A 3,859-nucleotide genomic window follows, 5' to 3' on the forward strand; every position below is an offset into this window, starting at 1 on the left:
CCCGGATGTTCCATGACCTGCTGACCTAAGCAGCCAATTCTTCCCGACATAGGACGTTGTCGCTGACAATCGTTCTGGGTCTCTCGCGCCGGGCCATGATCGCCGTCAACTCCCGAGTGACCCGCAGCCCCGACAGCGACGTGTCCGCGACCAGCGCCAGGCATTCCCGGCTGAAGTCGTCCACGATGGCCAGCACGCGGAACCTGCGGCCGTCGGTGAAGGCATCCGAGACGAAGTCCAGGCTCCAGCGCTCATTTGGCCGCTCCGGCACAAGCATTGGCCTACGCGTCCCCAGAGCCCGTTTCCGACCGCCGCGCTTCTTCACTTGCAACCTCTCTTCCGCGTAGAGTCGCCTCAGTTTCTTCTGGTTCATCTGCCAGCCCTGCCGCTCCAGCATCACATGTACGCGCCGATAGCCGAACCGCCGCCGCTCGGCGGCGACAGCCTTCATCGCCTTGCGCAGATCAGCATCGTCCGGGCGTACGCTGCGATACCGCACGCTCGACCGATCAACGCCCAGAACAGAACACGCCCGCCGCTGGCTCACCTGATGCGCTTCGCACAGATGTGCCACGGCATCCCGCCTGGCTGCGGGCGTTACCACTTTCGCGAGGCGACATCCTTCAACATCGCGTTGTCCAGCATCTGCTCGGCCAAGAGCTTCTTCAGCTTCGCGTTCTCGTCTTCCAGCGCTTTCAACCTGCGGGCATCAGACACCTCAAGCCCGCCGAACTTCGCCTTCCATTTGATGGGATGGACGGCTCTCCCGCCCCCGGCACAGGATCGGGTTGCTGAAGACACAGGAGGGAAGAATGACCATCACGACCATCGGAATTGATCTTGCCAAGAACGTATTCGAGCTTTGTGGGCTGGATGATAGCGGGGAAATAAAGCTACGCCGACGTGTGCGGAGGGAGACACTTCTTCGGGCTGTCGCAGAGGTCCCGGCCTGTGTGATTGGTATCGAGGCTTGCACCGGCGCATTTTATTGGCAGCGCCAGTTCGAGGCGCTTGGCCATGAGGTCCGGATCATCGCGCCGCAGCACGTCAAGCCTTTTGGTCGGCGGCAGAAGAATGACCGCAACGATGCCGAGGCCATCGCGATTGCAGTCGTCCAGCCCCGCATGCGGTTCGTGCCGAAGAAAAGTGTCGCCCAGCAGGATGTGCAGACCCTGCATCGGGCGCGGCGGCGCATGGTCAATCACCGAACCGCATTGGTCAGTCAGATGCGTGGCATTTTGCTTGATCGTGGGATCGCCTTCGGGCAGTCGATCACGCGGGCTCGCGCCATGATCCCTCGGATCATCGAAGACGAGAGCAATGAGCTCACGAAGCTTTGCCGCGAGACCCTGTCATCCCTCCTGGCATTGATGGCCGAGATCGACATGCGGGTCCGGGAGTTCGACAGACGCATCGACCAAGTCTACCGGGAGAGTGAGGCCTGTCGCCGGGTGGGGAAGATACGTGGTGTAGGGCCGAAGACTGCCACTGCCGTCGTTGCCGCGATCGGGGATGGCCGCGACTTCGACAACGGTCGACACATGGCTGCCTGGCTGGGACTGGTCCCGCGCCAGCATTCCAGCGGAAACCGAACAGTCCTGATGGGGATCAGCAAACGTGGCGACCAGCATCTGCGAACTCTGCTGGTCCATGGCGCCCGCGCGGTCGTTCGAACTGCAGTCGGCAAGACGGATCGGTTCAGCCAATGGGTGAATGAGCTCCGGGAGCGCCGCGGGACGAACCGCGCCATCGTGGCCGTCGCCAACAAGAATGCGCGCATCATCTGGGCACTGCTGGCCAAGAATGAGGAATACCGTCCCGCAACCTGACGCGGAACGGTTCAAGGTGCAGGCGAGAGAGGAAATGACCCGACCGGACGGTCCCGGTGCATGGAGACCCTGGCTTTTATAAAGGCCTTTGAGGCCGACCATTTGTTGAGGGCCATGCTTCGCGGATTACCCATTTGGGCGCGCCGACATCGACCGGCGACGCCGGATAGATGTCAGCACCCGTCATCGATTGGAGGCCGCCTCGAAAAGCTTGCATAGGGAGAGCCGTCCATAGATGTAGAACGTCGCCGAGCTGATCCCGTGCTCGCGGCACACATCCGCCGTCGCCACTCCGCTCTCCTGCTGCTTCAGGATCGCGATGATCTGCTCTTCGCTGAACCGTGATCTCTTCATTCTGTCCGTCTCCTTCGTTGGGACGGACTCAACGTCAAACTGGAAGAGGAAATGGGTCTCAGGTCAATGCGAGACTTGAATATGTCTCTCAGAGACGGCCGCGATCTGATCTTTACTGATCCGCATGGCGCCGAGGTTTACAAAGACCCCTCGGTGTCGGTGCCGGGGCGAAGTGCTGGCCTTATAGAAAGGGAAGCCTTCCTAAAATACACGTCTCAGGCAGGCCTAATACCAATCTGGGTAATCGGTGGCGGCAAAGAGTTATTCTCCGAAAGGCAAGAAGAATTTGGCCAGCGGTGGTTCACCAGCATTTGGACGCTGGAGGCCGGTGTTTTTCAGCGGTGCTCTCTCGCTACCGAGGAGACACGCCGGCGTCATAGAGAGGGCTCTAACGAAGAACGCTGATGTTCGGCCTGGCTCTGAACAACCGCTCTTTTGCCTCCACCTGATGGTTTTTCACCTTCGGCGAACTTCCGGAATAAGCCCTTCCCGTAGGCACCCGGGGTTTCGCCGCGTGGTCCTGATGGTGTGTCCGCTTCCACGATTTGGTGGGATTAAGTTCGCACGTGCAGAGAAGGTCCGGAGTCCGCCCCTACTTAACGGAGTGCTGCGCATGCAAGGCGCTCGATTTTGCCATCGCAGTGAATGTCGGAGATGGTCGGTACACCACCATTTCGTCCGGTCCGAAGCAATCCGTGGGAGTTAGGCAGAGCAGCCATTTACCGAGGCTGTCCTGGACCTCAGGAATGGGTCGGCCGCGTCGGCCGAAACCTCGGCGCCATGGTCGGTCGAGACTGGCTCCACCTACCCCTCTTGGAGTCTCGGGCCGCGGAACTGGGCGCCACCAAGGCATAGTCCCTATCGCCAAGCTACCGGAGAAACCGAATATGGAAACGGCGCCACAAAACCTATTTCCGCTCCGGACATCCTGACCGAAACATTGCGTTACACTGGGTGCGACACATTGGCCAAGAAACCTGTTTCCGCGCTTGATCAGACGAACCCACTTCCTTATATTTCTGCACGTTATCAATTATTTACATAGAATCCTACCACCCCAGCCAGTGCTCTCAAAGAAAACTGAAAATAATCCCTATAAACAAGGGACACACCCCAAAGAAGACCTTCATCACCGGTATTTTGGACCACGATCTGGACCGCATTTTGGACCACATTGGGTTCGGACGTGGCACAGCAGTTGGTCTTCGGATCATGGCACCTCCTCGACCATCGATCTCGGCTACAATACCCGCAGGCAATCTCGTTTCCCGGAGAATCGTCGCCATGGGTCGCAACGCGATTTGGCCCCAAGGACCGAATCGAACGAGGTCCGCAGTGAGTGCCCAGGCGTAGCGGCTCTCCGATCGGTTCACTCGAAACGCGATTAGGCGGCCAACGCACCATTTGAAACGCCTCGCAATCGAGCATTCCCGGGCGCATGCATAGTGGAGCGTTCTACCTTGGTCAGGCGGTTGTGGCATTGAGCCTCTCAAGGGAATTCTCTCTCCTTTCTTCTCAGGCCCAGATCTGTTGACTCCCTCAGGGGCCGGCCCATGCGAAAAATGCCAATAGCGCGCGACGAGCAAACCATCGCGTCCTTCTGCTTTGCCGGAATTTTGTTGAAAAACTTTGCTTGTTTGGTGGTGTGACCGCTGATTCAATTTCTTCAGCGAAAT

Annotated in this window: 1 protein-coding gene and 2 pseudogenes; 1 reads left to right on the forward strand and 2 read right to left on the reverse strand. The window is 58.9% G+C overall.

Annotated features, from left to right (window positions below; all coding sequences use genetic code 11):
- Positions 1 to 55 precede the first annotated feature (55 nt).
- Positions 56 to 747, reverse strand: a pseudogene (locus tag ACFQ2S_RS13265) (IS3 family transposase); the annotation flags it as partial.
- 65 nt (positions 748 to 812) lie between these two features.
- Between ACFQ2S_RS13265 and ACFQ2S_RS13270 the strand changes: the two are divergent.
- Positions 813 to 1,829 (forward strand): IS110 family transposase, encoded by a 1,017-nt coding sequence (locus tag ACFQ2S_RS13270; RefSeq protein ID WP_386075135.1) that lies wholly within the window; start codon positions 813 to 815, stop codon positions 1,827 to 1,829.
- 237 nt (positions 1,830 to 2,066) lie between these two features.
- Here the strand turns inward: ACFQ2S_RS13270 and ACFQ2S_RS13275 are convergent.
- Positions 2,067 to 2,183: pseudogene (locus ACFQ2S_RS13275) on the reverse strand (transposase); the annotation flags it as partial.
- Between the last annotated feature and the right edge of the window lie 1,676 nt (positions 2,184 to 3,859).

This window comes from Tropicimonas aquimaris, from assembly GCF_042676185.1.
In the GTDB taxonomy this organism is placed as follows: Bacteria; Pseudomonadota; Alphaproteobacteria; order Rhodobacterales; family Rhodobacteraceae; genus Tropicimonas; species Tropicimonas aquimaris.

Bases quoted from the DNA above. Each gene is read 5' to 3' on its own strand.
- ACFQ2S_RS13270 (WP_386075135.1), top strand. From the start codon at position 813: ATGACCATCACGACCATCGGAATTGATCTTGCCAAGAACGTATTCGAG.